Source organism: Pseudomonas sp. Larv2_ips (assembly GCF_963879675.1).
Lineage (GTDB): Bacteria > Pseudomonadota > Gammaproteobacteria > Pseudomonadales > Pseudomonadaceae > Aquipseudomonas.
In genome coordinates, this window is sequence record NZ_CAWOAW010000027.1 from 240,734 (window position 1) to 266,353 (window position 25,620).

Below are 25,620 nucleotides of genomic sequence, written 5' to 3' on the forward strand. Positions count from 1 at the left end.
GATTGGGTTGGCGGGAGGACTGAACCTCTATCAATACAGCCCAAATCCCGTCGGCTGGATCGATCCTTGGGGTTGGAGTTGCGTTCAGTTCAAACGCTGGAAACGCGGCCAAGCCATAGACAAACCGTTGCCTAACGGCAAAGCTCCGGCTTGGGATGTGGTAAGAAATCGGTATTGGAAAAACCGCTATGAAGCTTCAAAAACATCTGGCGAATTCAGTCCGTCTAACATGAGCCGTATGAAGCGTGGTTCGGCACCCCTGGACGCCAACGGCAACTCAATGGAATTGCATCACCACAACCCTCAAAGAAACGGTGGTAGGGATGTGAACAATCCTCGAAACCTGCGTGAGGTCACTCGCGAGCAGCACGCAGCACTGGATGAATTCAGACAGTTAGGAAGCAAGTAATGACCGCTATAGACATCATTAAAAAATTCGTCGAAGGCTCTATTTCACCCAAGGAATTCGAAGCAAAAGTCTACGCAGATGCAACTGTCGAAGCGTTGCTGAAAGATGAGAAAAACTTGCCAGCGTACGTCAGTGAACCTGATCTCTATACCTATGCAATCAGTCAGGACTTTCGAAATTTTGAGTGCATTTACAATGTTCAAACGCTTCTGTCAGGTGTTCTGAGCAAGCATGGCATTACTCACACGGTGGAAAAAAAGTACGAAAATCTATTTAACCTGACGCTAAAAGTTCAACCAAAGTGGCTGTCCCTATCATCCGACTATCTATCGAACCTAATCGAAGAGCAAAAAAATCTGAGTCCGAAAGATTTGCAGTCGTGGTTGAAGGAAAAAATAAAAACTGATTTTCGGTGTTTGAAAACACAGCCAAAATGGCTTCAAAGCCCCGAATGGCCAATAGAAAGCGGAAAGCCGATGGTTTTCGTGGGGCAGCTCGACATTAGCGAATTGAGCCACGACAGCGCACAGGCTTACCTTTTTTTTGATGAAGATAAAAAGACCTTCCATACCATCACCCAAGCTTGCTGATGAGCAGTTAAGTGGGAAACATTTAAATTTACAATCAAATAAATCCCTACCCTTTGGCAATTCCCAAGCCCTGCGCTTCGCCTACGAAGTCCACGGTCAGTTGCTCGCCGAGCGAGTGCCGGCGGCAAGCTGCAACATCACTACGACGAACTCGAAAACCTGATCCAGACCCAACTGCCGGACGGGCGCTGGCTCAAGCGCCTGTACTACGGCAGCGGCCACCTGCACCAGATCAACCTCGACGGCCAGGTGATCAGCGATTTCGAACGCGACCGCAGCGGCCGCCTGCGCTCACGCCAACGCCGCCTTAACAGCCAGCCATCGCTGATGCCTGCGGCGACGCAAAAGCAGTTCGAATACGACCCCGCCGACAACCTGCTCGATGGCCCGCAGGCCGGTGCCGGGTTGGTGGTGCATAACAAGCTGCTGACGTATCAGGACAAGCGTTACCGCTACGATGCGTTTGGGCGGACGATCGAGAAGCGCAGTGCGAAGCGGGGGTGTGCAGCGGTTTGCGTATGACGCGGAAAGTCGGTTGATTGAGGTGCGTAATGACGATGGCAGCGTGGTCAGGATGGCGTATGACCCGCTGGGGCGGCGGGTTGAGAAAACTGAGCACGGCAGTGATGGGTATCCGTTGGGAGAAACCCGGTTCATGTGGGATGGGCTACGTTTATTGCAGGAGCAAAAACACAGCCAGACCAGCCTGTACGTCTATGAAGATGAAGGCTACCAACCCCTGGCCAACGTCGACGGTGCCGGGCCGTTGCAGAAGATTCGTTACTACCACAACGACCTGAACGGGTTGCCGGAGCAACTGACCGAAGCTGACGGACACAGCGTCTGGCAAGCGACTTATCGGGTGTGGGGCAACACGCTGGAAGAGGCGCGCGAACCTTATTACATCGAGGAACAAAATCTACGGTTTCAGGGACAGTATCTGGACCGGGAGACGGGGCTGCATTTCAATACGTTCAGGTTTTATGATCCGGATGTGGGGCGGTTTACGACGCCGGATCCCATCGGGCTAGCCGGGGGTCATAACTTCTATCAATATGGGCCGAACCCGGTCTCATGGATCGACCCTTGGGGATGGGTCAGCTCAAATCCCGGGGTCTATGACGTATCGTACGAAGCCCACATCAACAAAGAAATCTGGCGCTCAAAGGACTCTGTACATTTCGCCGAATCCAACAGACAACTGCATTACGCGATGAAGAACGATCCCGCATTGCAAGCAAGTGTCGAAGCAAAACACCCAGGCATCTCAAAATGGGTTGCGCCGAAGAAAAATGGCAAGTTCAGAACAACAGCAATGAAGGGCTCGACCTGGCATCACCACCCTGTAGTAGGTGGCAATTTGCAGCTGGTCAGTCACGAAGACCACAAAAACCGTCACGGCGACTACCACCCGAAAGGCCGTAACGGAAAACGAGTAGGCGGCAGAAAAACCTGGGGTGGCGGGTCATCTTGTAGAAAATGAGGAGTTACTGATGAAAAAGATGCAAGGCGTCACCAACCTGTTCAGCACCGTCAACTCCCATACCGATAACGACTGGGTCTATACCAACCTGGATAAATGGGAAGAAGAACCAGAGAAAGCAATTTTCTACCTCATTTCCGAGGACGAAATTGACGATCTCGAGGAAGACGATAAAACAGTCGAGAATTCTGCCGGCGAGCTTATCCCCAAGTCCTTGGAAAAAGAAAACGTCGAAACCTGGCTGGATGTGCAAACGCTTCAAGCCATATTCGAAGTTATTCAAAAGAAGGTTAAGGCGCCAGATAGTGATATTTTGATCCGAGCAATCAATCACTATCGGGAATACGACGACTTCATGGAAGCCTGATTCCTATCCAAAAAATGGGCACCCGACCCAGTCGGCGTGCCCATTTTTGTTACCAACCCGCCTCCCTTCAGACGGTCCCGCGATTACGGGTTGACGCTGTCTTTGAGCGACTTGCCCGGCTTGAACGCAACGGTGTTGCTCGCCTTGATCTTCACCGGCTCACCGGTTTGCGGGTTTTTGCCGGTGCGGGCGCCGCGGTGGCGTTGCAGGAAGGTGCCGAATCCAACCAGTGTGACGCTGTCCTTGCGGTGCAGGGCGCCGGTGATTTCTTCGAGAACGGCGTTGAGTACGCGGTTGGCCTGTTCTTTGGTGAGATCCGCTTTTTCAGCGATGGCGGCTGCGAGTTCTGGTTTACGCATAAGTGAAGCCTCTTTGACGGTTTTTTGTTGTTATGTCCGTGCTGCTCTCTTGTGGAGCAGCGCCCAAGGCGCCGCAGGCTCTACTCTGCGGCAGACGGGAGTGAGGATGGCATGCCCTCGCACGCTCCGCCAGTCTCGTGGCGACCTTTATAGAGGTAAGAACGTGCTGATTCCGACAGAACGACCGGTATTTACGCCAGTAACGGCGGAAGTTCTTTGTTCAAGGCCAGTTTTTCCATCACGGCGCTGCCGGTCAGCGCGTAGCCGAGCAGGCGGCCGCTGGCGTCGCGGCACAAGGCCTTGATGTCGGCGCCCTGCCCTTCGACGCTCCACACGCCTTCGGTGCCGCGTGGCGGTGGCGAAACCACCAGTGGGCAGATCGGGGTTTTCACGGTGATCGGCATCGGCCCGTAGCTCACGGCCGTGGCGTTGCCGGCCAGGGTCTGGGCCAGGGCGCGGGCGCAGCTCATCAGCGGCATCACATAGAGCAGGTTCAGGCCATCGACCTCGGCGCAGTCGCCCAACGCGTAGATGTTGGCGTGGGAAGTCTTGAGGTGGCGGTCGACCATGATTCCACGGTTGATTTGCAGGCCGGCGGCGGCGGCCAGGTCCACCCGTGGGCGCAGGCCGATGGCCGAAACCACCAGGTCGCAGTGAATCACTTCACCGTCGGACAGGTGCGCTTCCAGGCCATCAGCCGTGCGCTGCAGGCGGTTGAGCACAGGGCCCAGGTGGAAACGCGCGCCAAGGCCTTCCAGCCCGGCCTGCACGGCAGCGGCTGCCGCCGGGTGCAGCAGGGTCGGCATGACCTGCTCGCACGGCGCCACCAGGTCGATTTCGTAGCCGCCAAGGATCAGGTCGTTGGCGAACTCACAGCCGATCAGCCCGGCGCCGAGCAGCAGCACCCGGCGTTTGCCGGCGGCGGCGGCACGAAAGCGTGCGTAATCTTCGAGGTCGTTGATGGGGAAAATCAGCTCAGCCGCGTCGCCTTCGACCGGGACACGCACGGTTTCTGCGCCCCAGGCCAGGATCAGGTCGCGGTAGATCACCGCTTCCTCGCCGATCCACAGGCGTTTGTGGCCCGGGTCGATGCCGCTAATGCGGGTGTGGGTGCGCACTTCGGCCTTGAGTTGCTCGGCCATGGCGCCCGGTTCGGCCATGCTCAGGCCGTCGGCTTCCTTGTTCTTGCCAAAGCCGGTGGAGAGCATGGGCTTGGAGTAGGAGCGCCCGTCATCTGCGGTGATCAGCAGCAACGGGGTCTCGCTGTCGAGCTTGCGAAACTCCCGGGCCACGTTGTAACCGGCCAATCCTGTGCCGATGATCACGACAGGTGCGTTCATTCCTTTCTCCTTGAAGTACATTTCAAAAATCGATGATTAACCGATTTCGATCATTTCGAAATCCATTTTGCCCACGCCGCAGTCCGGGCACAGCCAGTCTTCCGGAACGTCCTGCCACAGGGTGCCCGGCGCGATACCGTCATCCGGCCAGCCATCTTTTTCGTCATAGATCAGGCCGCAGACTACACATTGCCACTTCTTCATTACTTGCTTCCTCAGGGTCCAGGCATCTTGGCCGACGGTCGATAGACCAACGTTGCCGTGCGGCTCAGGGCGTTTTGTACTGATCGGAGCCGGCAGATGCAAGCATGTTCGGCGCAAACGGCCGGTTCAGCCCGGCAAAAGCTCAGGATGCCATGGTAAGCTCGCCGCCTCTTTTGCTGCCAATACTGACTCACCGTGCCGCACTCAATCGCCCGTCCCGATGCTTGCCAATGGCTGACCCAGAGCCTCCTGAGCCCACTGCCCGCGCCCTTGACCCTTGACTGGCTGTTCGACGAAGGCTCGCTGACGCGCCGGCTGACGGGGCTGTCCGACGATGGCTTCAGCGTGACGCCGCTGTTCGAAGGTTGGCAACCGCTGCGCGACGATGAATGCGCGGCGCTGAACCTGGCCCCGGCCACTGTCGGTTGGGTGCGCGAGGTGTATCTGCGCGGCCATGGTCAGCCGTGGGTGTTCGCGCGCAGCGTGGCGGCGCGCAGTGCCTTGCAAGGCGACGGGCTGCACATGGACGAACTGGGCAGCCGTTCGCTGGGCGAGTTGCTGTTTTGCGACCACGCCTTCACCCGCCAGGCCATCGAGGTCTGCCACTACCCACGGCAATGGCTGCCGACTGCGGATCAGGCCGACGGGTTGTGGGGACGCCGCTCGCGCTTTGATCGCGGGTCGCTGAGCGTGCTGGTGGCGGAAATTTTCCTGCCGGGCTTCTGGCAGGCGTTGCATGACCGTGCGGAGAACTGCTGATGTATCAACGTCTGCTCAAGTCCCTGAACCACCTGAACCCCAGGGCCTGGGATTTCATTCAGTTGACCCGCATGGACAAGCCCATCGGCATTTACCTGCTGTTGTGGCCGACGCTGTGGGCGCTGTGGATTGCCGGCAAGGGCTCGCCGTCCCTGCTCAATATCGTGATTTTCGTGCTCGGCGTGGTGCTGACCCGCGCCGGTGGCTGTGTGATCAATGACTGGGCCGATCGCAAGGTCGACGGCCACGTGAAACGCACCGAACAACGCCCACTGGTGAGCGGCAAGATCAGTTCCAAAGAAGCGCTGGTGTTTTTTGCGGTGCTGATGGGCATCAGCTTCCTGCTGGTGTTGCTGACCAACGCCACCACCATCCTGCTGTCACTCGGCGGCCTGGCGTTGGCGGCGAGCTACCCGTTCATGAAGCGCTACACCTATTACCCGCAAGTGGTACTGGGCGCGGCATTTTCGTGGGGCATGCCGATGGCGTTCACCGCTGAGACCGGTCACCTGCCTGCCACGGCGTGGCTGCTGTACATCGCCAACCTGTTGTGGACGGTGGGCTATGACACGTATTACGCGATGACCGACCGCGACGACGACTTGAAGATCGGCGTGAAATCCACTGCCATTCTGTTCGGCGATGCCGACCGCGTGATCATCCTCATGTTGCAAGGTTTGTCGCTGGTCTGCCTGGTGCTGGCGGGTATGCGGTTCGAGTTGGGCGGCTGGTTCCACCTGGGGTTGCTGGCGGCGGCAGGCTGCTTTGCCTGGGAGTTCTGGTACACCCGCGACAAGGACCGGCTGAAATGCTTCAAGGCGTTTTTGCACAACCACTGGGCCGGGTTGGCAATTTTTGTCGGGATCGTGGCGGATTACGCGTTTCGTTGACCCTGTGGCGAGCCGGCTTGTTGTGGCGAGCGGACTTGCCCCGCGTCGGGCCGCGTAGCGGCCCCTCGCAGGGCCACTGTGTTTTGTCACAGAGACCGAGGCGTCAGGTTTCAGGGCTGCTTCGCAGCCCAACGCGGGGCAAGCCCGCTCGCCACGACAAGCCCTCAGCCCACGACAAGCCCGTTGCTTTGACCGGCCTGCTCGCCACAACCAGCTCGCTGGCCGTCAGGTGGTCAGGGCTTGGCGACCTTCCAGGCACCGTCCATTTTGCCGTCACCGGTCATGTCACCGGCCTTCTTGTCCATCACGAAGGTGTAAAGCGGCTTGCCGCTGTAGGCCCATTGGCTTTTTTGATCATCACGGGTGATGACGGTCCACTTGCCCATCGGCTTGTCGGTGGAGTCGGCCATCAACGGCGGCCAGTTGGTGGCGCACTTGTCGTTGCACATGGACTTGTCACCCGAGTCCTTGGCAAAGGTGTAGAGCGTCATGCCCTTGTGGTCCACCAGCATGCCGTCTTTGGTCATCGCCGGCTCCGCCGCAAACGCCAGTGTCGGCAGCGTCAACGCGGCCGTTACCAGCAGGGCTTTCCAGGAAAAAGTACTGTGAGTCATCGGAACCTTCCTTTTGTGGTTGTCAGGATTCGGACCCAAAGGGTAGTCCAGAGTGCCGAGAATTGCCCAAGCGACTAAATTACTGTCACACGACTGCAATAATTCCGTTATCTAATGCGGCGCAAGACAGTTAAATGACAAGAGGATTTAGGCATGGTTGGCAGGAGCATTCTGATCGTTGACGACGAAGCGCCCATTCGCGAGATGATCGCCGTTGCGTTGGAAATGGCCGGCTATGACTGCCTGGAGGCGGAGAACTCCCAGCAGGCCCATGCCATTATCGTCGACCGCAAGCCGGACCTGATCCTGCTGGACTGGATGCTGCCCGGCACTTCCGGCATCGAGCTGGCACGCCGCCTCAAGCGTGACGAGCTGACCGGGGACATCCCGATCATCATGCTCACGGCCAAAGGCGAAGAGGACAACAAGATTCAGGGCCTGGAAGTTGGCGCCGATGACTACATCACCAAGCCATTTTCCCCACGCGAGCTGGTTGCCCGCCTGAAGGCCGTGCTGCGCCGTGCTGGCCCGACCGATGGCGAAGCGCCGATCGAAGTCGACGGCCTGATCCTGGACCCGATCAGCCACCGCGTGACCATCGATGGCAAGCCAGCCGAGATGGGCCCGACCGAATACCGTCTGCTGCAATTTTTCATGACCCACCAGGAACGCGCCTACACCCGTGGCCAACTGTTGGACCAGGTGTGGGGCGGCAATGTGTATGTGGAAGAGCGCACCGTCGACGTGCACATCCGCCGCCTGCGCAAAGCCTTGGGCGACGCCTACGAGAATCTGGTACAAACCGTGCGCGGCACCGGCTATCGGTTTTCAACCAAAGGTTGAAAGCAGCTAAAAGCAGTTAGCTACAAGCGGAGTTGAAGCCCATCCGCTCTGACTTGAAGCTTGCAGCCTGAAAATTTTCACTGTCCGAAGGACCGATTGTGAACCAGAACTGGCATGGCACCCTGATCCGCCACATGCTGTTATTGATCACCGGCTGCCTGGTGGTCGGCCTGGTCAGCGGCCAATACGGCTGGAGCCTGGCCGTCGGCATCGGTCTGTACCTGGGCTGGACCCTCAAACAGCTGCTGCGCCTGCATGAATGGCTGCGCCAGCACAAACCCGACGAAGCACCGCCTGACGGCTACGGCCTGTGGGGCGAGGTGTTCGACAGCATCTACCACTTGCAACGTCGTGACCAACGGGTTCGCGGGCGCCTGCAGGCGGTGATCGACCGGGTGCAGGAGTCCACCGCCGCGCTCAAGGACGCGGTGATCATGCTCGACAGCGACGGCAACCTGGAATGGTGGAACCGCGCCGCCGAAACCCTGCTGGGCCTCAAGACGCCCCAGGACAGCGGCCAGCCGGTGACCAACCTGGTGCGCCACCCGCGCTTCAAGGAATACTTCGAGCAGGACAATTACGAAGAAGCCCTGGAAATCCCCTCGCCCACCAATGACCGCGTGCGCATCCAGCTGTACCTGACGCGCTACGGCAACAACGAGCACCTGATGCTGGTGCGCGACGTGACTCGCATCCACCAGCTGGAACAGATGCGCAAAGACTTCGTCGCCAACGTCTCCCACGAACTGCGCACGCCGTTGACGGTGATCTGCGGCTACCTGGAGACGCTGCTGGACAACGTCGACGAGATCAACCCGCGCTGGAGCCGCGCCCTGCAGCAAATGCAGCAACAGGGCTCGCGCATGCAGACCCTGCTCAACGACCTGCTGTTGCTGGCCAAGCTTGAGGCCACCGATTACCCGTCGGACAACCATCCCGTCGCCGTGCAGAGCCTGTTGCAGACCATCAAGAATGACGCCCAGGCGCTATCCGGCGAGCGCGGGCAGCAGATCAGCCTGGACGCCGACCCGCTGGTGCTGCTCAAAGGCAGCGAGGGCGAGTTGCGCAGCGCGTTTTCCAACCTGGTGTTCAACGCCGTGAAGTACACCCAGGACAAGGGCAATATCCGCATTCGCTGGTGGGCCGATGAACACGGCGCACACCTGAGCGTGCAGGACTCCGGCATCGGCATCGACGCCAAACACTTGCCGCGCCTGACCGAGCGTTTCTACCGCGTCGACTCCAGCCGCAACTCCAACACCGGCGGCACCGGGCTGGGCCTGGCCATCGTCAAGCATGTGCTGTTGCGCCATCGCGCACGGCTGGAAATCAGCAGTGTGCTGGGGCATGGCAGCACGTTTACCTGCCACTTTCCGCCGACGCAGGTGACGCGTTCGCGGGTGATCGGCGCAGATGAATAATCCGAAAGCGACGCTGGGTTAAGTGTGGGAGCTGGCATGCCTGCGATGACGGTGGGTCAGCTAAAAATACGCCAACTGACAGTCTGCTATCGCAGGCAAGCCAGCTCCCACACTGGACTTGCATCGTTTCCAGGAACGCATTCCTTGCCCCGCCCGGCAGCGGGCACTAGGCAAGCGCCCCGTCAGCCGCTACATTGGCCGACTTGCGCCTGCCTTTCAGGCCCTTCTGTCACTCCTTATTGAACACACGGAACCTGCAAAACCCCATCATGGACCCTTCCCCTGGTATCACCCTCGCCACACTCTTCGCCGACTTCGGCATGATTCTTTTTGCACTGATCCTGGTACTGCTCAACGGTTTCTTCGTTGCGGCGGAATTCGCCATGGTCAAACTGCGCGCCACCCGGGTCGAGGCCATCGCCCACAAGAACGGCTGGCGCGGGCAGATCCTGCGCACCGTGCACAGCCAGCTCGACGCCTACCTGTCGGCCTGCCAGCTGGGTATCACCCTTGCCTCCCTGGGCCTGGGCTGGGTCGGTGAGCCAGCTTTTGCGCATATCCTCGAGCCGTTGCTGGGCGCGGTGGGCGTAGAGTCGCCGGAAGTGATCAAGGGCGTGTCGTTCTTTGCCGCCTTCTTTGTGATCTCCTACCTGCACATCGTGGTGGGTGAATTGGCGCCTAAATCCTGGGCCATCCGCAAACCCGAGTTGCTGTCGCTGTGGACCGCAGTGCCGTTGTACCTGTTCTATTGGGCGATGTACCCGGCGATTTACCTGCTCAACGCCAGCGCAAACGCCATCTTGCGTATTGCCGGCCAAGGCGAGCCTGGCCCGCACCATGAGCACCATTACAGCCGTGAAGAACTCAAGCTGATCCTGCACTCCAGCCGTGGCCAGGACCCGAGCGACCAAGGCATGCGTGTACTCGCCTCCGCCGTGGAAATGGGCGAACTGGAAGTGGTGGACTGGGCCAACTCTCGCGAAGACCTGGTCACCCTCGACTTCAACGCCCCGCTCAAGGAAATCCTCGCGCTGTTCCGCCGCCACAAGTTCAGCCGCTACCCGGTGTATGACGCGGTGCGCAACGAGTTTGTCGGCCTGCTGCACATCAAGGACTTGCTGCTGGAACTGGCGGCTCTGGACCACATCCCCGAGTCGTTCAACCTGGCCGAGCTGACCCGCCCGCTGGAGCGCGTATCGCGCCATATGCCGTTGTCGCAGTTGCTGGAGCAGTTCCGCAAAGGCGGCGCGCACTTTGCTCTGGTAGAGGAAGCCGACGGCAAGATCATCGGCTACCTGACCATGGAAGACGTGCTGGAAGTGCTGGTCGGCGATATCCAGGACGAACACCGCAAGGCCGAACGCGGCATTCTCGCCTACCAACCGGGCAAACTGCTGGTGCGTGGCGACACGCCGCTGTTCAAGGTGGAACGCCTGCTGGGCGTCGACCTGGACCACATCGAAGCCGAAACCCTCGCCGGGCTGATCTACGACACCCTCAAACGCGTGCCGGAAGAGGAAGAAGTGCTGGAGGTTGAAGGCTTGCGAATCATCATCAAGAAGATGAAAGGGCCGAAGATCGTGCTGGCCAAGGTGCTGTTGCTGGATTGATCTGCAAAGGTGATGGCCGTGCACCTTCGGCCAAACAATGAAAATCAACCTGTGGGAGCGGGCTTGCTCGCGAAAGCGCTGGTTCAGTCGATGCATTCAATGACTGAGAGTCCGCATTCGCGAGCAAGCCCGCTCCCACCTTTAGTGTGTGATGTTTATCGACAGCGTCTGCGCTGTCATCACGCACCCGGCACAAAGTGCTTCTGCGCCGTGCCGCGTGCGATCAGGCGGGAGATGTAGTCGAGTTTCTGCGCGTCCTGGTCGATAAACCGGAAGGTCAGCTGCAGCCAGTCGCTGTCGGGCTTGGGCTCGTAGGCGACGACGGCGTGCAGGTAGCCGTTGAGGCGGGCCACTTCGGCGTTGTCGCCTTGCTCAAGGTCGAGCACCGCGCTTTCCAGTACCTGCGGCAGGACTTCACCACGGCGCACCACCAGCAGCGCTTCCTTGATGCTCAGCGCTTTGATCACGCATTGCTGGGTGCCGCTGGACAGGCGCAGCTGGCCTTGGCCACGGCCGCCGGCCGGCGATGCCGCTGGCGTTTGCACCGGCGGGCTGTTGAGCAGGCCTTTGCTTGGCGCAGCCACCGGCGCCGGTTTCACGGCTTCAGGCTTGCCGCCGGTCAAGGCGCTCAGGGAGTCGTTGCCAAAAGCCGAATTCATTTTGGTCGGCGCACTGGCGATCAGCGCGTCGAGGCGACCGATCTTGTGCAGGGCCTGCTTGACCTTGTTCAGCAATTGCTCGTTGGTGAACGGCTTGCTGACGTAGCCGGAGACGCCGGCCTGAATGGCCTGCACCACGTTTTCCTTGTCGCCACGGCTGGTCACCATCACGAACGGCATGGCTTTGAGATGGGCCTGCTCGCGGCACCAGGTCAGCAACTCCAGGCCTGACATCTCGGGCATTTCCCAGTCGCACAGCACCAGGTCGAAGGTCTCGCGCATCAGGATGGATTGCGCCTTTTTGCCGTTCACCGCATCTTCGATCTTGATCCCCGGAAAGTAGTTGCGCAGGCACTTCTTCACCAGGTCGCGGATAAACGAGGCATCGTCCACCACCAATACACTGACTTTACTCATCGACCCTTCATCCTATAAAAACTTCGGCACGCAAAACGCCTGACTGATGGCATTTTGCCAAAACTCGCGGGTCACAGAAGGACTTTATTGTTCCTGCCGCGCAAAAAATTCAGATGCCGCAAACGAAAACGCCCGACCAAAGGCCGGGCGTTAATTTCTCGGGCAACCTTACTTATCGTCAGATTCGCCCGGAACATTAGGGATTTGATCGGCTGTGCCTTCAACTTCGGCTTTCATGCGCTTGAGGCCCATGTGCCGCACGTCGGTACCGCGTACCAGGTAAATCACCAGTTCCGAGATATTGCGCGCGTGGTCGCCGATACGCTCCAGCGAACGCAGCACCCAGATGATGTTCAAGACCCGCGAGATAGAGCGCGGGTCTTCCATCATGTAGGTGGCCAGCTCGCGCAGTGCGGTCTTGTATTCGCGGTCGATGGTCTTGTCGTACTGCGCTACCGACAATGCCAGCTCGGCGTCGAAGCGGGCAAAAGCGTCGAGGGCATCGCGCACCATGTTGCGCACCTGGTCGCCGATGTGGCGCACTTCCACGTAACCGCGCGGCGCTTCGCCTTCTTCGCACAACTGGATGGCGCGACGGGCGATCTTGGTGGCTTCGTCACCGATGCGCTCCAGGTCGATCACCGACTTGGAGATGCTGATGATCAAACGCAGGTCAGACGCCGCCGGCTGGCGCCGCGCCAGAATGCGCAGGCATTCTTCGTCGATGTTGCGTTCCATCTGGTTGATCTGGTCATCGATTTCACGCACTTGCTGGGCCAGGCCCGAGTCGGCCTCGATCAGCGCGGTGACGGCGTCGTTGACTTGCTTCTCCACCAGCCCGCCCATCGCCAGGAGGTGGCTGCGCACCTCCTCAAGCTCGGCGTTGAACTGCGCGGAGATGTGATGGGTAAGGCCTTCTTTGCTAATCATGGGTTTGCTCCGCAAAAGCTGTAAGCCGCAGGCTACAAGCTGCAAGCTGATGTGTGTCGTTGATCAAACTGCTTTTACTTGCCGCTTGAAACGTGCGGCGTGCAGCTGGGGCTAGCCATAGCGACCGGTGATGTAGTCTTCGGTCTGCTTCTTCGCCGGGTTGGTGAACAGGGTATCGGTGTCGCCAAATTCCACCAGCTTGCCCATGTACATGAACGCGGTGTAGTCGGAAACCCGCGCCGCCTGTTGCATGTTGTGGGTCACGATGACGATGGTGAACTTGGATTTCAGTTCGTAGATCAGCTCTTCGACTTTCAATGTGGAGATCGGGTCGAGTGCCGAGCAGGGTTCGTCGAGCAGCAGCACTTCCGGCTCCACGGCGATGGTGCGGGCGATTACCAGACGTTGCTGCTGGCCGCCGGACAAACCGAGGGCCGACTCGTGCAGGCGGTCCTTGACCTCATCCCACAGTGCCGCGCCTTTAAGCGCCCATTCAACGGCCTCGTCGAGGATGCGTTTTTTGTTGATGCCCTGAATGCGCAGGCCGTAGACCACGTTTTCGTAGATGGTCTTGGGAAACGGGTTGGGCTTCTGGAACACCATGCCCACCCGGCGGCGCAGCTCGGCCACGTCCTCGCCCTTGCGGTAGATGTTGGTGCCGTAGAGGTTGATCGCGCCTTCTACACGGCAACCGTCGACCAGGTCGTTCATGCGGTTGAAGGTGCGCAGCAACGTCGACTTGCCGCAGCCGGACGGGCCGATGAAGGCGGTCACGCGCTGCTTGGGGATGTTCATGCTGACGTCGAACAGCGCCTGCTTCTCACCGTAGTACAGGCTCAGGCCCGGCACTTCGATGGCCACGGTTTCCTGGGCCAGGCTCAGGCTCTGCTTGTCGCGACCCAGGGCCGACATGTTAATGCCGTGGGTGTGGGTTTCGTGTTGCATGGGATGCTCCCTGTGCTACCAATTCGTTTCGTTGAACCGATGGCCCCATGATTGGGCCTGGCGGTTTATCTCAAATCTGTGTCCGGCGCGGTTCAGTGTGGGAGCGGGCTTGCTCGCGAATGAGGTCTGTCAGCCAGCCCAAGTGTTTCTGATACACCGCATTCGCGAGCAAGCCCGCTCCCACATTTAGTACGCGTTCACTTCAATTAGCTGTCCAGCGCCTTGTATTTTTCGCGCAGGTGGTTACGGATCCACACCGCCGACAAGTTGAGCGTGGCGATCACCAGCACCAGCAGCAAGGCGGTGGCGTAGACCAACGGCCGCGCAGCTTCGACGTTGGGGCTCTGGAAGCCGACGTCATAGATATGGAAGCCCAGGTGCATGATCTTCTGGTCCAGGTGCAGGTACGGGTAGTTGCCGTCCACCGGCAGCGACGGCGCCAGTTTCACCACACCCACCAGCATCAGCGGCGCCACTTCACCGGCGGCGCGGGCCACGGCGAGAATCATGCCGGTCATCATCGCCGGGCTGGCCATCGGCAGCACGATCTTCCACAGCGTTTCTGCCTTGGTCGCGCCCAGTGCCAACGAACCCTCGCGCACGGTGCGGGGAATCCGCGCCAGGCCTTCTTCGGTGGCCACGATCACTACCGGCACCGCCAGCAGCGCCAGGGTCAGCGAGGCCCACAACAGGCCCGGCGTACCGAACGTGGGTGCCGGCAGGGCCTCGGCAAAGAACAGACGGTCAACCGAGCCACCCAGCACATACACGAAGAAGCCCAGGCCGAACACGCCGTAGACGATGGCCGGTACGCCCGCCAGGTTGTTCACCGCAATGCGGATAATCCGCGTCAGGGTGTTCTGCTTGGCATATTCACGCAGGTACACCGCCGCCAGCACGCCGAACGGCGTCACGATCATCGCCATGATCAGGGTCATCATCACGGTGCCGAAAATCGCCGGGAAGATCCCGCCTTCGGTGTTGGCTTCCCGTGGGTCATCGCTGAGGAATTCCCAGACCTTGCTGAAGTAGAAGCCGATTTTGGTCATCGTGCCCATGGCGTTCGGCTGGTAGGCGTGCACCACTTTACCGATGCCGATTTCCACTTCTTTGCCGTTAGCGTCGCGCGCCGTCAGGCTGTCGCGGTTGAACTGCGTGTGCAGGTCCGCCAGGCGCGCTTCGATGTCCTTGTAGCGGTTGTTCAGTTCTGCGCGGTCCGAGTCCATATCAGCTTGGGCGGTAGCGTCGAGCTTGCCTTCAAGCTCCAGCTTGCGACCGTGCAGGCGGATACGCTCCAGCCCGGCATTGATCGCGCCGATGTCGGTTTTTTCCAGACTCTTGAGTTGCGCCGCCAGCTTGTTCACGCGGTCAACGCGGGCCTGCAGCTCCGGCCACGCGGCCTCGCCTTCGGCGATGACCTTGCCGTCCTGTTTGACGTTGACCAGGGTGCCGTAGAAGTTGCCCCATTCACGGCGTTCGATGGCCATCAGGTTGGCCGGCTTGGTCTGGTCCTTGAGCCACTCGCCGACGATCCAGGTGAAGTCGTTGCCGTTCAGGTCGCGGTTGCCGACCTTGATCAGCTCGCGGGTCATGAATTCCGGGCCTTGGTCGGGCACCGGCAGACCAGCACTTTTCAGGCGCTCGCGTGGCACTTCTTCTTTCTGCACCACTTCGCCGATGACGATATGGTTTTCCTGGCCCGGCACGTTGTAGTTGGCCTGGATCAGGTCAGCCGGCCAGAAGTGGCCCAAGCCACGCACGGCAATCACGGCCAGCAAACCAATGGTCATGATGACCGCGATGGACACCGCGCCACCGCTGATCCAGACGCCGGGGGCGCCGCTCTTGAACCATCCATTCAGGGAGTTCTGTTTCACAGACTTCTACCTTTCTTAAAGCGACGAGTATTTCTTGCGCAGACGCTGACGAATCAGCTCGGCGAGGGTGTTCATGATGAAGGTGAACAACAGCAGCACCAGCGCCGAGAGGAACAGCACGCGGTAGTGGCTGCCGCCGACTTCCGACTCGGGCATTTCCACCGCGACGTTAGCCGCCAGGGTGCGCAGGCCTTCGAACAGGTTCATCTCCATCACCGGCGTGTTACCGGTGGCCATCAACACGATCATGGTTTCACCGACCGCACGGCCCATGCCGATCATCAGCGCCGAGAAGATACCCGGGCTGGCGGTCAGGATGACGACGCGGGTCATGGTCTGCCATGGCGTGGCGCCCAGGGCCAGGGAGCCCAGGGTCAGGCCGCGCGGCACGCTGAACACGGCGTCTTCGGCGATGGAGTAGATGTTCGGGATCACCGCGAAACCCATGGCCAGGCCGACCACCAGAGCGTTGCGCTGGTCGTAGGTGATGCCCAGGTCGTGAGAGATCCACATGCGCATGTCGCCGCCGAAGAACCAGGTTTCCAGGTACGGGCTCATGTACAGCGAGAGCCAGCCCACAAACAGGATCACCGGGATCAGGATCGCGCTTTCCCAGCCATCCGGAACGCGCAGGCGGATCGACTCAGGCAAGCGGCTGAACACGAAGCCGGCGACCAGGATGCCAATCGGCAACAACATCAGCAGGCTGAAAATCCCCGGCAGGTGCCCTTCGACATACGGCGCCAGGAACAGGCCGGCAAAGAAGCCGAGGATCACCGTCGGCATCGCTTCCATCAGTTCGATCACCGGCTTGACCTTGCGGCGCAGGCTCGGGGCCATGAAGTAGGCGGTGTAGATCGCCGCAGCAACGGCCAGCGGTGCAGCCAGCAGCATGGCGTAGAACGCGGCCTTCAAGGTACCGAAGGTCAGCGGCGCCAGGCTCATCTTGGGTTCGAAATCAGTGTTGGCGGCGGTCGATTGCCAGACGTATTTAGGCTCGTCGTAGTTTTCGTACCAGACCTTGCTCCACAACGCGCTCCAGGACACTTCCGGGTGCGGGTTGTCCAGCAGCAGCGGTTGCAGCTTGCCGCCCGCTTCGACGATGACGCGGTTGGCGCGTGGCGACAGGCCGAACACGCCTTGGCCATCGACCACCGGGTCGACCAGCAGCGTGCGGTGCGCGGTGCTGTGGAACACGCCGAACTTGCCGGACGCGTCGAGGGCGGTGAAGCCTTTGCGACGTTCTTCAGCGGTGATTTCCACGATGGGCGCGGTGCCCATCTGGAAGGTACGGATCTGCTTCAGGCGTTGCTCGCCGTCCGGGTCACGGGCCATGAACCACTGGGCCAGGCCGCCTTTGGAGTTACCCACGATCAGCGAGATACCGCCCACCAGCTGAGTGCTGGCGGTGATCTCGGCATTACCGTCTTCAAGCAGTTTGTAGCGACCGTTGAGGCTCTTGTCGCGCAGGCTGAAGACGTCGGCAAGGGCACGACCGTTGATCACGTACAGCCACTGCTGGCGTGGGTCGATGAAGATCGCCTTTACCGGCTCGGTCATTTGCGGCAGCTCGATACGCTTCTGCTCGCTGGTGACTTCGCCAGTCATCATGTTTTCTTCGCGGCTCAGGCTCAGCACGTTCAAGTAGGAACCTGCGGAACCGGCAACGACCAGCGAGGAATCGGTGGCATTAAGTGCGACGTGCTCCAGCGGGCGACCCTGCTCGTCGAGCACGATCGGCGTTTCGCCGTAAGGGTATTCAATCGCCGGGGTGATGGTTTTCTTGCCATCCGGGTAAGACACCTTATAGGTGTGGCGGAACACCAGGGACTGGCCATTCGACAAACCCAGGATCACCAGCGGGCTGCCCGGCTGGTCTTCACCAATGGACGCAACACTGGCACCGGCGGGCAGCGATAAATCAACACGCTTGAGCTCGGCGCCGGTGTCCACATCAAAGAACAGCGCCTGGCCCTTGTCGGAAACCCGCATGGCGACCTGGTTCTGCTCTTCGAGGGAGATCATCAACGGCTTGCCGGCGTCCTGCATCCAGGCGGGCGTCAGCGCATCTTCCTTGGTCAGCGAGGCGCCCTGGAACAGTGGCGCGACGACGTAGGCAAGAAAGAAGAAAATCAGGGTGATGGCGCCGAGGACGGCGAGGCCGCCGATCAACACGTACCAACGGGTCAGGCGATCTTTGAGCGCGCGAATGCGGCGCTTGCGTTGCAGCTCAGGCGTATTGAAATCAATGCGCTTGGGGGGAGAAGTCGTCGTCATGGTGGAATTGGCCAGATCATTCATGCGCACACCCTAGCGATCCTGTATGACAGAAAGATGACAATGCAGTGACGCAAGAAATCCGCCGCGGAGCAGAGCTGGCAGCGGACTAAAAAATTAGGGGTGTAGACGGTTAATGTGGGAGCGGGCTTGCCCGCGATGGCATCAATACGGTTTCAACGCTACACCGTGTCGCCAGCATCGCGGGCAAGCCCGCTCCACAAAAAAGCATGCATCTACACCAGGTATCGCAGGCTTAGTTGCCTTCTTTCAAACCCAGGTCAGCCAGGGCTTTGGCGGCCACTTTGGCTGGCAGCGGGATGTAGCCGTCTTTGACGACAACTTCCTGGCCCTGTTTGGACAGAACCAGCTTCACGAACTCAGCTTCCAGCGGCGCCAGAGGCTTGTTCGGGGCTTTGTTGACGTACACGTAGAGGAAGCGCGACAGCGGGTATTTGCCGTTCAGGGCGTTTTCTTCGCTGTCTTCGATGAAGTCAGTGCTGCCTTTCTTGGCCAGGGCCACGGTCTTCACGCTGGCGGTTTTGTAACCGATGCCCGAGTAACCGATGCCGTTCAGCGAGGAGCTGATCGACTGCACAACCGACGCCGAACCTGGTTGTTCGTTCACGTTTGGCTTGTAGTCGCCTTTGCACAGGGCTTCTTCTTTGAAGTAGCCGTAGGTGCCGGATACCGAGTTACGACCGAACAGTTGCACCGGCTTGTTGGCCAGGTCGCCGGTCACACCCAGGTCGCCCCAGGTTTTAACGTCAGCTTTGGCGCCGCACAGACGCGTCGAGGAGAAGATCGCGTCGACTTGTTCCATGGTCAGGTGCTGGATCGGGTTGTCCTTGTGCACGAACACGGCCAGGGCATCCACAGCCACCGGGATAGCGGTTGGCTTGTAGCCGTACTTCTGCTCGAAGGCCGCCAGTTCGGTGTCCTTCATCTTGCGGCTCATCGGGCCCAGGTTGGAGGTGCCTTCAGTCAGCGCAGGAGGAGCAGTGGCGGAGCCGGCAGCCTGAATCTGGATGTTGACGTTCGGGTATTCCTTTTTATAGGACTCAGCCCACAGGGTCATCAGGTTAGCCAGGGTGTCGGAACCAACGCTGGACAGGTTGCCCGATACACCGGTGGTCTTGGCGTAAGCCGGAATTGCCGGGTCAACACCAGCGGCTACCGCGTTAGCGGTCGCAACGCCAGCAGCGACAAAAGTCATTGCCGCCATCAAACGTTTCAGTTTCATGCCTTGCTCCTAGCAGATAGGGATAGTTGGATCGGGGCCAAGTATCGGTAGGCCGTGTGAACACTCTATGTCCGCAATGTGACAATTAGATGAAAGGCCAGCATTTGTGAAAAACCTGACAGGAAGGGGAGAGATCAGTAAATCCGGGACTTGCGAGGAGGTTGAAGCGCATGAAGCGGTGTTTCAGAAATACTCTGTAATCGTTGGCCAACCATAAACCCTGTGGCGAGCGAGTGCCCTCGCCACAGCGTCATCACAAGGTTTTAGCGCCCGCGCTTCCACAGATAGCCACCCACCAGCATCCCCATTACGCACAGCACGGCGACATAGTAGGCGGGGCCCATCGGGCTTTCCTTCATCAGCAGCGACACCGCCAGCGGCGTCAAACCACCAAACACGGCGTAGGCGACGTTGTAGGAGAACGACAACCCGCTGAAACGCACCACTGGCGGGAAGGCTTTCACCATCACGTAAGGCACCACGCCGATCACCCCGACAACCAGGCCGGTCAGGGTGTACAGCGGGAAGAGCCAGTTCGGGTGATCGATCAGGCTGTGGTACAGCGTCCACGATGTTGCCAACAACAACAGGCAACCGATGACCAGCACACGGCCAGCGCCAAAACGATCAGCCAGGGCGCCGGAAGCGATACAGCCCAGGCTCAGGGTCACGATGGCCAGGCTGTTGGCTTGCAGTGCGATGGTCGGGCTGAAGTGGTAGACGGTTTGCAGCACGGTCGGGGTCATCAGGATGACCACGACAACACCGGCCGACAGCAACCAAGTCAACAGCATCGACAGCACGATGGCGCCACGGTGGTCGCGCAACACCGCGCGCAATGGCAGCTCGGCGGCCAAGGTTTTGCGTTGCTGCATCTCGGCGAAGATCGGCGTCTCATGCAGCCAGCGGCGCAGGTACACCGAGAGCAGGCCAAACACGCCGCCCAGCAGGAACGGGATACGCCAGGCGTAGTCGGACACTTGTTCCGGGCTGTAGAGCGAGTTGATTGCGGTGGCCACCAGCGACCCCAACAGGATGCCGGCGGTGAGGCCGCTGGTCAGGGTGCCGCAGGCATAGCCGATGTGGCGCGGCGGTACGTGTTCAGAGACGAACACCCAGGCGCCCGGTACTTCGCCGCCGATGGCCGCGCCCTGGATGACGCGCATCAACAGCAGCAGAAGCGGCGCCCACAGGCCGATCTGCGCGTAGGTCGGCAGCAGGCCCATGATCAAGGTCGGCACGGCCATCATGAAGATGCTCAAGGTGAACATCTTCTTGCGGCCCAACAGGTCACCGAAGTGCGCCATGATGATGCCGCCCAACGGACGAGCCAGGTAGCCGGCGGCGAAGATGCCGAAGGTCTGCATCATGCGCAGCCATTCCGGCATATCAAGGGGGAAGAACAGTTTTCCGACCACGGTGGCGAAAAACACGAAAATGATGAAGTCGTAAAATTCCAGCGCCCCGCCCAAGGCAGACAGCGACAGGGTTTTGTAGTCGTTGCGGGTCAGCGGGCGCGACGGTTGCGCGCTGCTTGCGGGCACGGAGGACATGGCGAGGCTTCTCTTATAGTAATGACGGCAAGCCCGGGACTTGCGGCGGGTCTGGCAAGATAGCAAATCGTTTGAAAAAGCACAGCGTCCACCGAATAACACTTCGCAGGCGCGCGTTATTCCCCGTTTCTTCCCTTTATTAGCCATCAGAAGCACAGTTGCAGGAAAAAGCCGCGTTACAGCCGGGATTTGCCGACCAAATGAGCGCTGGGAGGTCGTCGCGGCGCCAGCGTCTCGATATACTCGGCCCGTGCAAGCGCCAAACCCGCTGTCTTGAGGGGCTGCTGTGCCAAAACGTCGTTGGGTGCCATCCAGCCGATTTGGCAGAGTTTCCCTTTAGTACGCCTTACGAGAAACGCATCGAGCGGTGTATGTTGGTGCTGAAACGTTTTTCCAGAGACGGCTATCCACTTGAAATACCCATGAAGCGTCACGGGTCAGAGGCACCCTCGGCATGATCGAACTCGAACAAGAAGATCCTATCCCGCAAGGCGATCTCGCCCTGCAAATCACCGCACTCCCGCGTGAAACCAACGGTTTTGGCGACATCTTCGGCGGCTGGCTGGTCGCGCAGATGGACCTGGCCGGCACCGCCATGGCCAGCAAAGTGGCCGGCGGACGTGTCGCCACAGTGGCGATCGATCGCATGGCGTTCCTGGTGCCGGTGGCGGTCGGCGCGCAATTGTCCTTCTATACCCAGGCTCTGGAAATCGGCCGCAGCTCGATCCAGATGATGGTCGAGGTGTGGAGCGACGACCCGCTGTCCAGCGAATGGCGCAAGGTGACCGAGGCGGTATTTGTGTTTGTCGCCATCGACGGCAGCGGCCGTACCCGCTCGGTGCCATCGCGCGCGCGTTAAACATCGCCGGGTTTTGACGGTCAATTGCCCCATTGCCTGCCATGAGAGAGCACTGCTATGCCTACGCCCCACGTTGAAACCGTGAAAATCGACGAGCTGGACTGCTGGCGCGTCCGCCACAACGGCGCCGAAGTGATGGTGGCCCAACAGGGCGCGCACATCTTCAGTTACCAGCGCCAGGGCGAGCAGCCAGTGATCTGGCCGAACCCTGAGGCGGTGTTTAAACAGGGCAAAGGCATTCGTACCGGCGTGCCGGTGTGCTGGCCGTGGTTTGGCGTATTCGACCGTAACCCGCAAAGCGTGAAGGCGATGCGCCAAAGTGACCAACCCGCGGGGGCCCATGGTTTTGTGCGCACAGCACTGTGGGAATTGGCCGCGACCGAACTCGAAGGCGATGCATTGCGCGTCGATCTGGTATTGCCGGTGCCCGCGGGCGGCTTCCCCGGCTGGCCGCATCAGGTCGACCTGAAGCTGAGCCTGCTGCTGGACGAGCAACTGCATATCCGCCTGACCAGCCACAACCGTGGCACCGACACCGTGACCCTCAGCCAGGCGCTGCACACCTATTTCGCCGTGAGCGACGTGCGCAATGTGCAGGTTGAAGGCCTGGACGGGCTGGGCTATATCGACACCGCCGACGGCTGGAGCCACAAACAGCAATCCGGCCTGCTGCACTTCACCGCCGAGACCGACCGCATCTACCTGGATACTCCGGCGCAGTTGAGCATTGTCGATAAAGACTGGCAGCGTCGTCTCCAGCTCACCAGCCAAGGCTCGAACTCGACCGTGATCTGGAACCCATGGACCGAACGCGCCAAGGCGTTCGACGACATGGCCGATGATGGCTGGCAGGGCATGCTGTGCATCGAGACGGCGAATGTGCTGGATGATGTGGTGGCATTGGCGCCCGGTGAAAGCCATACGCTTGGCGTAAGCATCACCCCTCTCGCCGTGTAAACCCAATCAAAAATGTGGGAGCGGGCTTGCTCGCGAATACGGTGTGTCAGCCACATATGCGCTGACTGACACCCTGCATTCGCGAGCAAGCCCGCTCCCACATTGGGTTCTGCGGCAAATTAAAGATCGGACTCTTTGACCGCCCGCACCTTGCCCGCGTCCAGCGCGTACGCCGCATCCGCCAAATCGTTATTGACCTTCTCCACCTTCAACGTGCCGGTAACCCACAGCGGCGTGTAGATGTCATCCAGCTTCAACCCCTTGGGATAGCGCACCAGCACCAACTGGTTGGGCGGCGGCGGCGGCACGTGGATGCAAGCGCCTGGGTACGGCACCAGGAAGAACAGCGTGCTGCGGCCCTTGGCGTCGGTTTCCAGCGGCACCGGGTAACCGCCGATGCGGATATTCTTGCCATTCATGGCGGTCACGGTCTTGGTCGAATACATCACCGCCGGCAAGCCCTTGCTTTGCTTGAGGCCACCTTTGTCGGTGAACGTGCCTTGGGCTTCGGGGGAGTTGTGGTCGATCTCGGGCATGGCTTCGAGGGCTTTCTGGTCCGACAGCGGCATCAGGTCAAGCCAGTCGGTTTCCGGCAGTTCGCCGGCGTGCGCCAGGCCAGAGCCCAGCAAGAGGAGAGTCAACAGAAGACGGCGCATGGTGAGGCTCGGCAAGTACAGGTGGCGAGCATTCTAGCCCTCTGCGCCTGCGCAGCGCAGAGGGCTTTGTCGCTTAATTACTTTTTACGCAGCAGGCCGTAGATCACCAGCAGCACGATGGCGCCGATCAGCGCACCGATAAAGCCTGCGCCTTGACCTGCCTGGTAGATGCCCAGGGCCTGACCACCGTAGGTGGCGACCAGAGAACCTGCGATACCCAGCAGGATGGTCATGATCCAGCCCATGCTGTCGTCGCCAGGCTTGAGGAAACGCGCCAGCAGGCCGACGATCAAGCCGATAAAGATGGTTCCGATGATACCCATGGCATTTCCCTCTGATTGAATGTGAGTCATGCCAAAGCCTAGTCAGGCTTTGCCATCCTGCAATCAGAGAGACGGCGGTGACCAATGGTTCCCGCCGATCCTCGGGTTATTGCTCGGCGATCAGCGCTTCGACCTTGAGGATCTGGGCTTGCAGCGTCGCACGGTCTTTGCAGCGCAGGTTGGCGTGGCCGACCTTGCGTCCGGCCTTGAAGGCCTTGCCGTAGTGATGCAGATGGCAATCATCGATCGCGATCACGCGCTCAACCGGCGGCACAACGCCGATGAAGTTGAGCATGGCGCTTTCGCCGACCTTGGCCGTGGAGCCCAACGGCAAGCCCGCCACCGCGCGCAGGTGGTTTTCGAACTGGCTGCACTCGGCGCCTTCGGTGGTCCAGTGCCCGGAGTTGTGCACACGCGGCGCGATTTCGTTGGCCTTGAGGCCACCGTCGACTTCAAAGAACTCGAACGCCATCACACCGACGTAATCCAGCTGCTTGAGCACACGGCTGGAATAGTCTTCGGCCAGGGCCTGCAGCGGGTGATCGGTGCTGGCCACGGACAGCTTGAGGATGCCGCTGTCGTGGGTGTTGTGCACCAACGGGTAGAAGCGGGTTTCGCCATCGCGGGCACGCACGGCGATCAGCGAGACTTCACCGGTGAAAGGCACGAAGCCTTCCAGCAGGCAGGCGACGCTGCCCAGCTCGGCAAAGGTGCCGACCACATCGGCGGCGGTGCGCAGCACTTTCTGGCCCTTGCCATCATAACCCAGTGTGCGGGTTTTCAGCACGGCCGGCAGGCCGATGGAGGCGACTGCAGCGTCCAGGTCGGCCTGGGACTGGATGTCGGCGAAGGCCGGCGTCGGAATGCCCAGGTCCTTGAACATGCTCTTTTCGAACCAGCGATCACGCGCGATGCGCAAGGCTTCGGCGCTCGGGTAAACCGGTACGAACTGCGACAGGAAGGCCACGGTTTCGGCTGGGACGCTTTCGAATTCGAAGGTCACCAGGTCGACTTCATCGGCCAATTGGCGCAGGTGATCCGCGTCGCTGTAGTCAGCCCGCAGGTGTTCACCGAGGGCCGCCGCGCAGGCGTCCGGCGCCGGGTCCAGGAAAGCGAAGTTCATCCCCAGCGGTGTTCCCGCCAGGGCCAGCATGCGACCCAATTGGCCGCCACCGATTACACCGATTTTCATCAATCAATAACCTCAGGCAATGCGTGGGTCTGGATTGTCCAGCACGCTGTCTGTCTGCTCAGCACGGAATTTTTTCAGCACCGCGTGGAACTGCGGGTGCTTGGCGCCCAGGATGCTGGCAGACAGCAAAGCGGCGTTGATCGCGCCGGCCTTGCCGATCGCCAGGGTGGCCACCGGGATACCGGCCGGCATCTGCACGATGGACAACAGCGAATCCACGCCCGAGAGCATCGACGACTGCACCGGCACGCCAAGCACTGGCAGGTGGGTCTTGGCCGCACACATGCCTGGCAGGTGCGCCGCACCGCCGGCACCGGCGATGATCACCTCGATGCCACGGGATTCTGCTTCATCGGCATACTGGAACAGCAAATCCGGCGTGCGGTGGGCAGAGACCACTTTCACTTCATACGGAATGCCGAGTTTTTCCAGCATATCGGCGGTGTGGCTAAGGGTGGACCAATCGGACTTGGAGCCCATGATCACGCCAACCAATGCACTCATCGTCGTGCCTCTTCTCTCTGGGCGCCCGCAGGCGCGTCAAAAAACAACAAGCCACGCGGGAAATCCGGCGTGGCTTGTTGTACGAAATTTGGCCGGTTGGACCGGCCGAAGGCCGCGCAGTATACCGTAATAATCCAGATAAACAGCCCCTGGAATGACCATCTGTCCAGTGGCGCAAACCAGCGGTTTTATTGACTTTCAGGTCAGCGAAAACACTGCCGATAAACCATGGAAACTGGATCAATGTGGGAGCTGGCTTGCCTGCGATAGCATCACCTGAATATGCCTGATGTACCGAGGCGTCTGCATCGCAGCGGTGCGGCGATCCGACAAGCCAGC

Annotated in this window: 25 protein-coding genes and 1 pseudogene; 11 read left to right on the forward strand and 15 right to left on the reverse strand. The window is 60.0% G+C overall.

Translation table 11 applies throughout. The annotated features are described in order from the left end of the window. The 4 genes and pseudogenes from AACV02_RS30980 to AACV02_RS18065 all read left to right on the forward strand — a co-directional run. Nucleotides 1-409: HNH/ENDO VII family nuclease (locus AACV02_RS30980; protein WP_305955856.1), on the forward strand; the 409-nt coding region annotated here is incomplete at its 5' end. Then, nucleotides 409-999, forward strand: coding sequence for a hypothetical protein (locus tag AACV02_RS18055; RefSeq protein WP_119741094.1), 591 nt, complete (start codon nt 409-411; stop codon nt 997-999). The genes AACV02_RS30980 and AACV02_RS18055, both read left to right, overlap by 1 nt. A gap of 55 nt (nt 1,000-1,054) precedes the next feature. Next, nucleotides 1,055-2,482 (forward strand): annotated as a pseudogene (locus AACV02_RS18060) (RHS repeat domain-containing protein); the annotation flags it as partial. A gap of 10 nt (nt 2,483-2,492) precedes the next feature. Then, the gene (locus AACV02_RS18065) at nt 2,493-2,849 is read left to right on the forward strand and encodes a DUF7716 domain-containing protein (RefSeq protein ID WP_119741101.1); all 357 of its coding nucleotides are present in this window, start codon (nt 2,493-2,495) and stop codon (nt 2,847-2,849) included. Between the two features lie 83 nt (nt 2,850-2,932). Here AACV02_RS18065 and AACV02_RS18070 read toward each other — a convergent pair whose 3' ends face one another. The 3 genes from AACV02_RS18070 to AACV02_RS18080 all read right to left on the reverse strand — a co-directional run bounded on the left by AACV02_RS18070 (nt 2,933) and on the right by AACV02_RS18080 (nt 4,752). Continuing rightward, the gene (locus tag AACV02_RS18070; RefSeq protein ID WP_003213368.1) at nt 2,933-3,208 is read right to left on the reverse strand and encodes an HU family DNA-binding protein; all 276 of its coding nucleotides are present in this window, start codon (nt 3,206-3,208) and stop codon (nt 2,933-2,935) included. A 191-nt stretch (nt 3,209-3,399) separates the two neighbouring features. Continuing rightward, nucleotides 3,400-4,548, reverse strand: coding sequence for an NAD(P)/FAD-dependent oxidoreductase (locus AACV02_RS18075; protein ID WP_106575895.1), 1,149 nt, complete (start codon nt 4,546-4,548; stop codon nt 3,400-3,402). Nucleotides 4,549-4,584: 36 nt separating this feature from the next. After that, complete coding sequence (locus AACV02_RS18080; protein WP_003213373.1) at nt 4,585-4,752, reverse strand: rubredoxin; 168 nt, start codon at nt 4,750-4,752, stop codon at nt 4,585-4,587. Nucleotides 4,753-4,947: 195 nt separating this feature from the next. Between AACV02_RS18080 and AACV02_RS18085 the strand changes: the two genes are divergently transcribed. Both AACV02_RS18085 and ubiA read left to right on the forward strand, forming a co-directional pair. Beyond that, on the forward strand, nt 4,948-5,511 hold the full coding sequence (locus AACV02_RS18085; protein WP_119741104.1) for a chorismate--pyruvate lyase family protein: 564 nt from the start codon (nt 4,948-4,950) through the stop codon (nt 5,509-5,511). Continuing rightward, complete coding sequence (ubiA, locus tag AACV02_RS18090) at nt 5,511-6,401, forward strand: 4-hydroxybenzoate octaprenyltransferase (RefSeq protein WP_119741106.1); 891 nt, start codon at nt 5,511-5,513, stop codon at nt 6,399-6,401. The genes AACV02_RS18085 and ubiA overlap by 1 nt, the downstream gene beginning before the upstream one ends. A 233-nt stretch (nt 6,402-6,634) precedes the next feature. On the opposite strand, the gene AACV02_RS18095 is transcribed toward ubiA, so the two are convergent. After that, a complete protein-coding gene (locus tag AACV02_RS18095) occupies nt 6,635-7,015 on the reverse strand; it encodes a COG4315 family predicted lipoprotein (protein ID WP_119741108.1) in 381 nt (126 codons plus the stop codon). A 153-nt stretch (nt 7,016-7,168) separates the two neighbouring features. On the opposite strand from AACV02_RS18095, the gene phoB reads away from it, so the two are divergent. The 3 genes from phoB to AACV02_RS18110 all read left to right on the forward strand — a co-directional run bounded on the left by phoB (nt 7,169) and on the right by AACV02_RS18110 (nt 10,889). Then, nucleotides 7,169-7,858 carry a phosphate regulon transcriptional regulator PhoB gene (phoB, locus tag AACV02_RS18100; protein ID WP_003195617.1) on the forward strand — a complete coding sequence of 230 codons (690 nt, stop codon included), beginning with the start codon at nt 7,169-7,171 and terminating at the stop codon, nt 7,856-7,858. A gap of 134 nt (nt 7,859-7,992) precedes the next feature. Continuing rightward, nucleotides 7,993-9,279 carry a phosphate regulon sensor histidine kinase PhoR gene (gene phoR / locus AACV02_RS18105; RefSeq protein WP_256680561.1) on the forward strand — a complete coding sequence of 429 codons (1,287 nt, stop codon included), beginning with the start codon at nt 7,993-7,995 and terminating at the stop codon, nt 9,277-9,279. A 269-nt stretch (nt 9,280-9,548) separates the two neighbouring features. Next, nucleotides 9,549-10,889 (forward strand): hemolysin family protein, encoded by a 1,341-nt coding sequence (locus AACV02_RS18110; protein WP_010207573.1) that lies wholly within the window; start codon nt 9,549-9,551, stop codon nt 10,887-10,889. 179 nt (nt 10,890-11,068) lie between these two features. Here AACV02_RS18110 and AACV02_RS18115 read toward each other — a convergent pair whose 3' ends face one another. From AACV02_RS18115 to AACV02_RS18145, 7 genes are all read right to left on the reverse strand, one after another. Beyond that, nucleotides 11,069-11,965, reverse strand: a complete 897-nt coding sequence (locus AACV02_RS18115) for a response regulator (RefSeq protein WP_106575900.1) — start codon at nt 11,963-11,965, stop codon at nt 11,069-11,071. 168 nt (nt 11,966-12,133) lie between these two features. Continuing rightward, nucleotides 12,134-12,895: a phosphate signaling complex protein PhoU gene (gene phoU / locus AACV02_RS18120; RefSeq protein ID WP_053258703.1), complete on the reverse strand. Its 762-nt coding sequence runs from the start codon at nt 12,893-12,895 to the stop codon at nt 12,134-12,136. A gap of 111 nt (nt 12,896-13,006) precedes the next feature. Beyond that, nucleotides 13,007-13,840 carry a phosphate ABC transporter ATP-binding protein PstB gene (gene pstB, locus AACV02_RS18125; protein WP_056860879.1) on the reverse strand — a complete coding sequence of 278 codons (834 nt, stop codon included), beginning with the start codon at nt 13,838-13,840 and terminating at the stop codon, nt 13,007-13,009. 206 nt (nt 13,841-14,046) lie between these two features. Further along, nucleotides 14,047-15,717 (reverse strand): phosphate ABC transporter permease PstA, encoded by a 1,671-nt coding sequence (pstA, locus tag AACV02_RS18130; protein ID WP_106575901.1) that lies wholly within the window; start codon nt 15,715-15,717, stop codon nt 14,047-14,049. A 15-nt stretch (nt 15,718-15,732) separates the two neighbouring features. Beyond that, entirely contained in the window at nt 15,733-17,766 is a 2,034-nt protein-coding gene (locus AACV02_RS18135; protein WP_177413713.1) for an ABC transporter permease subunit, read from the reverse strand. A 484-nt stretch (nt 17,767-18,250) separates the two neighbouring features. After that, nucleotides 18,251-19,237, reverse strand: a complete 987-nt coding sequence (locus AACV02_RS18140) for a phosphate ABC transporter substrate-binding protein PstS (protein WP_106575903.1) — start codon at nt 19,235-19,237, stop codon at nt 18,251-18,253. A gap of 263 nt (nt 19,238-19,500) precedes the next feature. Then, complete coding sequence (locus AACV02_RS18145; RefSeq protein WP_119741115.1) at nt 19,501-20,790, reverse strand: MFS transporter; 1,290 nt, start codon at nt 20,788-20,790, stop codon at nt 19,501-19,503. 454 nt (nt 20,791-21,244) lie between these two features. Between AACV02_RS18145 and AACV02_RS18150 the strand changes: the two genes are divergently transcribed. Together AACV02_RS18150 and AACV02_RS18155 are read left to right on the forward strand one after the other, a co-directional pair. Beyond that, the gene (locus AACV02_RS18150; protein WP_003176975.1) at nt 21,245-21,649 is read left to right on the forward strand and encodes an acyl-CoA thioesterase; all 405 of its coding nucleotides are present in this window, start codon (nt 21,245-21,247) and stop codon (nt 21,647-21,649) included. A 57-nt stretch (nt 21,650-21,706) separates the two neighbouring features. Continuing rightward, on the forward strand, nt 21,707-22,606 hold the full coding sequence (locus tag AACV02_RS18155) for a D-hexose-6-phosphate mutarotase (RefSeq protein ID WP_119741117.1): 900 nt from the start codon (nt 21,707-21,709) through the stop codon (nt 22,604-22,606). Nucleotides 22,607-22,725: 119 nt separating this feature from the next. Here AACV02_RS18155 and AACV02_RS18160 read toward each other — a convergent pair whose 3' ends face one another. The 4 genes from AACV02_RS18160 to purE form a co-directional block, all read right to left on the reverse strand. Further along, nucleotides 22,726-23,262, reverse strand: coding sequence for a DUF3299 domain-containing protein (locus AACV02_RS18160; RefSeq protein WP_119741120.1), 537 nt, complete (start codon nt 23,260-23,262; stop codon nt 22,726-22,728). A gap of 77 nt (nt 23,263-23,339) precedes the next feature. After that, complete coding sequence (locus tag AACV02_RS18165; protein WP_010168336.1) at nt 23,340-23,585, reverse strand: GlsB/YeaQ/YmgE family stress response membrane protein; 246 nt, start codon at nt 23,583-23,585, stop codon at nt 23,340-23,342. A 106-nt stretch (nt 23,586-23,691) separates the two neighbouring features. Beyond that, complete coding sequence (locus AACV02_RS18170; RefSeq protein WP_106575907.1) at nt 23,692-24,777, reverse strand: 5-(carboxyamino)imidazole ribonucleotide synthase; 1,086 nt, start codon at nt 24,775-24,777, stop codon at nt 23,692-23,694. A gap of 12 nt (nt 24,778-24,789) precedes the next feature. After that, complete coding sequence (purE, locus tag AACV02_RS18175) at nt 24,790-25,281, reverse strand: 5-(carboxyamino)imidazole ribonucleotide mutase (protein ID WP_003195648.1); 492 nt, start codon at nt 25,279-25,281, stop codon at nt 24,790-24,792. Nucleotides 25,282-25,620 lie beyond the last annotated feature (339 nt).

Coding starts and splice junctions, on each gene's coding strand:
- AACV02_RS18110 (WP_010207573.1), top strand. CDS start 9,549: ATGGACCCTTCCCCTGGTATCACCCTCGCCACACTCTTCGCCGACTTC.
- AACV02_RS18160 (WP_119741120.1), bottom strand. CDS start 23,262: ATGCGCCGTCTTCTGTTGACTCTCCTCTTGCTGGGCTCTGGCCTGGCG.
- AACV02_RS18080 (WP_003213373.1), bottom strand. CDS start 4,752: ATGAAGAAGTGGCAATGTGTAGTCTGCGGCCTGATCTATGACGAAAAA.
- ubiA (WP_119741106.1), top strand. CDS start 5,511: ATGTATCAACGTCTGCTCAAGTCCCTGAACCACCTGAACCCCAGGGCC.
- purE (WP_003195648.1), bottom strand. CDS start 25,281: ATGAGTGCATTGGTTGGCGTGATCATGGGCTCCAAGTCCGATTGGTCC.
- AACV02_RS18115 (WP_106575900.1), bottom strand. CDS start 11,965: ATGAGTAAAGTCAGTGTATTGGTGGTGGACGATGCCTCGTTTATCCGC.
- AACV02_RS18095 (WP_119741108.1), bottom strand. CDS start 7,015: ATGACTCACAGTACTTTTTCCTGGAAAGCCCTGCTGGTAACGGCCGCG.
- AACV02_RS18165 (WP_010168336.1), bottom strand. CDS start 23,585: ATGGGTATCATCGGAACCATCTTTATCGGCTTGATCGTCGGCCTGCTG.
- AACV02_RS18135 (WP_177413713.1), bottom strand. CDS start 17,766: ATGCAGGACGCCGGCAAGCCGTTGATGATCTCCCTCGAAGAGCAGAAC.
- AACV02_RS18145 (WP_119741115.1), bottom strand. CDS start 20,790: ATGTCCTCCGTGCCCGCAAGCAGCGCGCAACCGTCGCGCCCGCTGACC.
- AACV02_RS18065 (WP_119741101.1), top strand. CDS start 2,493: ATGAAAAAGATGCAAGGCGTCACCAACCTGTTCAGCACCGTCAACTCC.
- AACV02_RS18075 (WP_106575895.1), bottom strand. CDS start 4,548: ATGAACGCACCTGTCGTGATCATCGGCACAGGATTGGCCGGTTACAAC.
- AACV02_RS18140 (WP_106575903.1), bottom strand. CDS start 19,237: ATGAAACTGAAACGTTTGATGGCGGCAATGACTTTTGTCGCTGCTGGC.
- AACV02_RS18150 (WP_003176975.1), top strand. CDS start 21,245: ATGATCGAACTCGAACAAGAAGATCCTATCCCGCAAGGCGATCTCGCC.
- AACV02_RS18170 (WP_106575907.1), bottom strand. CDS start 24,777: ATGAAAATCGGTGTAATCGGTGGCGGCCAATTGGGTCGCATGCTGGCC.
- phoB (WP_003195617.1), top strand. CDS start 7,169: ATGGTTGGCAGGAGCATTCTGATCGTTGACGACGAAGCGCCCATTCGC.
- phoR (WP_256680561.1), top strand. CDS start 7,993: ATGCTGTTATTGATCACCGGCTGCCTGGTGGTCGGCCTGGTCAGCGGC.
- AACV02_RS18070 (WP_003213368.1), bottom strand. CDS start 3,208: ATGCGTAAACCAGAACTCGCAGCCGCCATCGCTGAAAAAGCGGATCTC.
- AACV02_RS18055 (WP_119741094.1), top strand. CDS start 409: ATGACCGCTATAGACATCATTAAAAAATTCGTCGAAGGCTCTATTTCA.
- pstB (WP_056860879.1), bottom strand. CDS start 13,840: ATGCAACACGAAACCCACACCCACGGCATTAACATGTCGGCCCTGGGT.
- phoU (WP_053258703.1), bottom strand. CDS start 12,895: ATGATTAGCAAAGAAGGCCTTACCCATCACATCTCCGCGCAGTTCAAC.
- AACV02_RS18155 (WP_119741117.1), top strand. CDS start 21,707: ATGCCTACGCCCCACGTTGAAACCGTGAAAATCGACGAGCTGGACTGC.